The following is a 5964-nucleotide window of genomic DNA, read 5'->3' as shown; positions in this document are numbered from 1 at the left end:
GAGCCCGTGACGCCTGACGACATAACCCGAAAAGGCGGCGGTCATGACGTGCAGGACCTTGTTCTCGGCGGCATCGTAAAGGGATCGTTGGACGTCGTACCATGCCGGCATCACGGCGTCTGAGCCGGCGCGCTCCAGACTGCTGACCGCTGAGTGAAGCCGGATCGCCTTCGCTGGCAACATTCGCTCTACGGCCTCGTCGGCGGCTGCTGAGTTCATGTCCTGACCCAGTCTGGCGGCCAAGGCCGGATCCGCCTTGCTCGCCGCGAGGAATCCATGAAGGGCGCGGATCACCGATCCCTGGACCGGCTCGCGCAACTCGACCCCGCCCGTGCGCCCTTTGACACACTCGGCGACACCGGCATCCTCGAGCAGGCGCACAGCCTCAACCGCAACCGACAGCCCGACCCCGTGTCTCTCGGCGATATCCCAGGTCGAGCCGAGACGGACTCCGTTCAGGCAATCGGCATGTCGGATCCCCGAACCAATGCGGTTCGCGACTCGCGCTGCGAGGCTCCTGTCGATGCTCGATGGTGAGGTCGGCGACACGTCGAACGGATCCCCGGCCGCGCGCCACCATGCGCAACGGCGCGCCTCGACGCCGGCAAGCGCGAGTTGCGCGGCGGCCGTCGGATCTCCCCTCCCGATGGCGGCCGACAGGCCAAGTGCGATATCCTGCGGCATGCTGGTCATGTCGTGGGCAAACTGGTCCAAACAGGTCAGGGACACGGCCAGAAATGGATTGACCGCTTCGACAATGCGCTCGCCCAAGGGCCGCTCTGAAGGCTCGGGCGGCCGGTCGCTGGCAATCTCAGCAGCCTCGATCGCCGCGCGAGTTTCGATGAGTCGCCGGGCTTTCCAGATTTCGTCTGCGGTCACGCCACGCCAGCGGAGATAGGACGCCATGGTCGTGGCGGCCGCCGTCAGTGACGGTTGCTGCACGATGAGCCCGCCGGAGCGACCGCGCTGCAGCCGGCATCCCCCCCGCGCCTCGACCAGCCGAAAGGCCTGACGGATCAACCGAACACTGACACCAAAGCTTTCCGCCAGCGCGGCCTCAGGTCCGCAAACCATGCCGGCCTGCCACCCCTTGGCGGCGATGGCGTCTTCCAGAGCCGTGGCGATGATCGGTCCCAGCCGACTTTCGGCCCGCGCCCCCAGGATGGCGGCGTACTCTGCGCGGGCTTCCCCCGTGCCGAGCCCCACTGGCTCCAATATGATAGCGGCTGATCCAGTCGTCCGCGGCATCCAGCATCCCCTTCGCGGCGTCTTCACGCGCCGCTCCGAAAATCGATATACAACATAGCGTTCAAGTCAAATTGTGCGCACGTCCGATTAGTGAGCGCTATTTTGCTGGCTTGAAACGCGCCACCCTTTACGCCTTGCGATCGTCTGCATGAATCCGTTGCTGTCGGTCATTGCACCCTCATCCCACGCTGTGGAGCCGGTCCCAGCACTCGCCAGGACTCCCATGAAGATCGCCAGCCTGATCGTTGCGCTCGTCGTCGCCAGCCCGCTCGGGGCGATCGCGCAGGACGGGCCGCCCGTCACCATGACACGCGAGGCGGGACCGGATCAGGCCACGGCAATAAAGCTCTACCCTGCAGGGTCCACGCCAGCCGGGCCGGCACCTGAGACGTGGGCGCACATCCAGGGTCAGGCAGGTCCAGGCATAACGCTGGACATGCACATCGTCCGCAACGTCTCCGAGCCGACCGTCACGCCCTTCCTGCCAGATCCGGCCAAGGCGACGGGTGCAGCAGTCGTTGTCGCACCCGGCGGAGCTTTCCTTTCCCTGACGATGGACGCCGAAGGCGAAGACGTCGCCCGTTGGTTCGCCGACCATGGGATCGCCGCCTTCGTGCTGAAATACCGACTTAACCCCACACCGGAGAATGACGGTGCCTTCCTGGGCATGATGTCGGAACGGATGGGCGCGGCGATCCAGGCCGGCGACGCGAGGGACGTCAATGAGCCGCGCGCCGCCGAGGACGGTGCGCGCGCCCTGACCTTGATCCGCGAGCGCGCGGCCGAGTGGGGCATCGACCCTGAACGCGTCGGCTTCATCGGCTTTTCCGCCGGGGCCATGACCGGCCTTCAGACTGTCATGGCAGCCTCGCCACAAGACCAGCCGGCCTTTCTGGCCTACGTCTATGGGCCCATGCTGGCGGTCCAGCCGCCCGCCGGCGCGCCACCGCTTTTCGTGGCGATCGCCCTCGATGATCCTCTGTTCGGGCGACAAGGGTTCGGCCTCGTCGATGCCTGGCGCACCGCAGGTGCCGCAGTGGAACTTCATGCATTCGAGCGTGGCGGCCATGGCTTTGGCATGGGCGTCGCTGGCACGACGACCGCCAGCGTGATGGATGATCTGTTGTCGTGGCTGGCCATGCGCGGCCTTTTGATGGGCTCCGAGCGGTGAAGGCAGACATGTTCGCGACCGAAGGCCGGTCACGGAGTGTGGCGTCGAATATTTGGCTTCTCCGACGCCGTCGAACGTGGTGCCCATTTGCATTCGCCCGCGTCGCTGGTCTTTTGATACCCTCATGTCTGGAGCGCCCATGACCCGCAGAGTCTCGACCACAGGGCTTGCCGTACTCATTGGGTTGAACGGCTGTTCGACGATAGGTACCACCCGGCAGTCAGCGGTGCCGGTCGTGAGGACGGCCGAAGCGTCTCGACCGATCGTTTCCCAACCGGCTCCCTTGAGCCCCGGTGCCTTCGCAGATCGGTGCGCGGGTCTGCAGGCAGCCGGTCTGGCCTGGCCTGACGCATCGACAGTGGTGACGAGCGCGGTGATAAAGCCGGCGTCGGCGACCGTCATAGTCATTCCCGAACACTGCGAGGTCGTCGGCGCGATCGCCCGGCGGACGGGGGCTGGCGGGCAGACGTACCAGATCGGATTCCATATCCGCCTTCCCCGCGACTGGAACGGCCGCTTCCTGTTCCAGGGCGGCAGCGGATCGAACGGCGAACTCGGCGATGCCCTCGGCGGCCTGGCTCCGGGCGCGCCACCCGCGCTTGCCCGGGGTTACGCAGTGGTCAGTCAGGATTCCGGTCATGACAATCGGACCAACACCGATCCCGCAAAAGGCGGCGCGGTAGCCTTCGGCTTTGATCCCCAGGCGCGCGCCGACTATGGCGGCGCATCGCTGAAATCGACCACCGACGTCGCCAAGGCTGCGATCCGTTTCGTCTATCAGGCGGAGCCGAGCTTCTCCTATTTCGCCGGATGCTCAAAAGGGGGGCAGGAGGGCATGGTGGTGGCCCACCGTTGGCCGGACGCGTTCGACGGCGTCCTGGCCGCCGCCCCGGGGTTCGCCCTGCCTCGCGCTGCAGTCGCGGAGGCCTGGGACACCCAGACCTTCATGGCGCTCGCACCGGCGGGAGCGAGCAATGCCGCAGCACTTGCTTCCACCTTCTCGTCATCAGACCTGGCGCTGGTGAAGGAGGCAGTGCTGGATGCATGCGACGATCTGGATGGCGTCGATGACGGGCTCGTGGCCGCCTTCGCGCAGTGCAGTACCGCCCGCGTGCGTCCAGAACTGGATGTACGCACGTGCCGTGACGCCAAGACCGACGACTGCGTGACCCCCGCCCAGATCCACGCGCTCGAGCGCAGCATCGGGGGTCCGAAGACGTCCGCAGGGACATCGCTCTATTCGGATTGGGCCTGGGACGCCGGCATCGCCGCTCCCGGATGGCGAATGTGGAAACTGGGCGACCCGTCGATGCGCCCACCCGCCCTCAACGTGATCCTGGGCCTGCCGTCGCTGGCCGCCGTATTCTCCACGCCGCCTCGCAGCCTGGGCAGCATGGACCAGGCGATCGCCTATGCCCTGGATTATGATTTCGACCGCGATGCATCGGCGATCTACGCAACAGATGGCGACTTTCGTCGGTCCGCCTGGGACATGGTCTCCGCGCGCTCCCCGGATCTGGACGCCTTCCGCGCCCGCGGCGGCCGCATGATCGTACCCCACGGCGTGTCCGATCCCGTCTTTTCCATAAACGATACCTTGACCTGGTTTGGAGAGGTGGATTCCCGCACCCACGGCGAGGCCGACACTTTTGTCCGGGTCTTCCCGGTCCCGGGCATGAACCACTGCAACGGTGGCCCGGCGACAGACCAGTTCGACGCCTTCACCAGCCTGGTATCCTGGGTTGAAGAGGGAACGCCACCAGACGCGATCGCGGCGCGCTCGGGCGACAACACGCCGTGGCCCGGAAGAACGCGCCCCCGGTGTCCCTACCCGGCGATTGCCCGCTATGACGGCGAGGGCGACATTGAGGCGGCCTCAAGCTTTCACTGCGAGCGGCCTGCAAGCTGATGCCGGACTCGCTGCGGCGCTGACGTCCATGAAGAAAATCGTGAAGCGGCATGGTCGGGTGAGGGGGCTTTGTCAGCCCAAACAGATTGCCGTCGCCGGACCGCCGTCCTTGCCTCACCTATTGGCCAAGAGCACCAACCCGTTCCGCTACTTCGACAACTCGCCGGAGGTGATCCGGACGGTGGTGCTGATGTACGTGAAATACCCGCTGTCACTCCGCAACATGGAGGACCTGCTCGCTGAGCGCGGCATCGACATCTGCTACGAGACGGTTCGGCTCTGGTGGAACCGGTTCGGCCCGATGTTCGCCGCCGAGATCCGCAGGAAGCGGGTGCAGCGCATGCGCTCGTTCACCCATTGGCGGTGGCACCTCGACGAGGTCTACGTGCAGATCAACGGCGAGATGCACTACCTCTGGCGGGCCGTCGACCAGTAGGGTGAGGTGCTGGAATCCTTTGCCAGAAACACCAGGGACAAGGCGGCGGCGCTGACTTTCATGAATAAGATCATGAAGCGGCACGGTCGCGTGAAAGCAATCACGACCGACGGGCTCCGCTCCTACAAAGCTGCCATGAAGGAGGTCGGCAACGCTTCCAAACAGGAGATCGGCCTCTGGGCCAACAACAGGGTCGAGAACTCACACATGTCCTTCCGGCGACGAGAACGGGCCATGGTGAGGTTCTGGCAGATGAAGACACTGCAAAAATTCAGCTCCGTCCATGCCGGCTTCCACAACCACTTCAACCAGGACCGCCACCTCATCACTAGGGTCGGTACTTAATAGCGTTTAGCGGTGCCGGTGCAGGTCTGATTCAAGGCGTCTGGAAGGGAGCCTTGGATGCGCAAGGTTTATTGGTTGGACGATGAGGCGTGGGCCCGGATTGAGCCGCACTTGCCGCGTGGCCGTCGGGGCGCTCGACGGGTGGACGATCACCGTGTCATTTCCGGGATTGTCCATATGCTTCAATCGGGTGCGCGGTGGCGAGACTGCCCGCCCGAGTACGGGCCGTACACGACGGTCTACAACCGCTTCAATCGCTGGAGCCGACAGGGCGTCTGGCACGACATCTTCAAGGCCCTGACCGGCCACAGCGGAATCTACTCCTCGGCTTCGTCCTCGTCTCGTCCATCCGTCTGTGGATCAGGCATTTTGTCCACACAGCCTAGGCGGCGGTGCTGTTTCTCGAAATGGCGCTTGTGCGGAAAGCCGGTGCGGGCAACGACTGCTTTCGGGATGAAAGAATTCGACCGATCCCGCCCACTAGCAGACGCTACGAGATTCCGCTTTCGAGCGGTTCGCATACTGGCCGTTAGGTGCCAAGGGCAGAGGTGGGGGTACAACCGAGTCTGACTCAGGCCGTGTAAAACCCACGGAGCCGGCCCGGGCCGTGCGACGACTTACCGAAGTTTAGTTGTCAGCACCCCGTGACAACCTTGGCCTGATCAATATCGCTGATTCTCTTTGATCCGATGAGGGTCATTGCCACCCTCAATTCCTTCTCGAGTAGATCCAGCAAGGCCTCCACGCCCCTCTGTCCTCCGGCCGCGAGCGCATAGACGAAGGCGCGGCCCAGCATGACTGCATCGGCACCGAGCGCGAGGGCCCGCACCACGTCCAGACCGTTGCGGACGCCGG

General features: G+C 64.8%; 4 protein-coding genes and 2 pseudogenes. 4 read left to right on the top strand and 2 right to left on the bottom strand.

The genetic code is table 11. The features are described from left to right. On the bottom strand, positions 1 to 1206 hold a 1206-nt coding region (locus ACILQR_RS15095; protein ID WP_395652208.1), incomplete at its 3' end, for a hypothetical protein. 265 nt (positions 1207 to 1471) lie between these two features. Between ACILQR_RS15095 and ACILQR_RS15090 the strand changes: the two genes are divergently transcribed. The 4 genes and pseudogenes from ACILQR_RS15090 to ACILQR_RS15075 form a co-directional block, all read left to right on the top strand. Then, positions 1472 to 2419 (top strand): alpha/beta hydrolase, encoded by a 948-nt coding sequence (locus tag ACILQR_RS15090; protein WP_395652207.1) that lies wholly within the window; start codon positions 1472 to 1474, stop codon positions 2417 to 2419. 139 nt (positions 2420 to 2558) lie between these two features. After that, the gene (locus ACILQR_RS15085) at positions 2559 to 4328 is read left to right on the top strand and encodes a tannase/feruloyl esterase family alpha/beta hydrolase (RefSeq protein WP_395652206.1); all 1770 of its coding nucleotides are present in this window, start codon (positions 2559 to 2561) and stop codon (positions 4326 to 4328) included. Continuing rightward, positions 4267 to 5109 (top strand): annotated as a pseudogene (locus ACILQR_RS15080) (IS6 family transposase). The gene ACILQR_RS15085 and the pseudogene ACILQR_RS15080 overlap by 62 nt, the downstream one beginning before the upstream one ends. 57 nt (positions 5110 to 5166) lie before the next feature. Next, positions 5167 to 5475, top strand: a pseudogene (locus tag ACILQR_RS15075) (transposase); the annotation flags it as partial. Positions 5476 to 5743: 268 nt separating this feature from the next. Here ACILQR_RS15075 and ACILQR_RS15070 read toward each other — a convergent pair. Continuing rightward, a partial coding sequence (locus ACILQR_RS15070) for an alpha-hydroxy-acid oxidizing protein (protein ID WP_395652205.1) occupies positions 5744 to 5964 on the bottom strand: 221 nt, incomplete at its 5' end.

Source organism: Brevundimonas sp., from assembly GCF_044239655.1.
Taxonomy (GTDB): Bacteria; Pseudomonadota; Alphaproteobacteria; order Caulobacterales; family Caulobacteraceae; genus Brevundimonas.
Note: the sequence above shows the minus strand (reverse complement) of the source record. Positions and strands in the feature narration are given on the sequence as shown.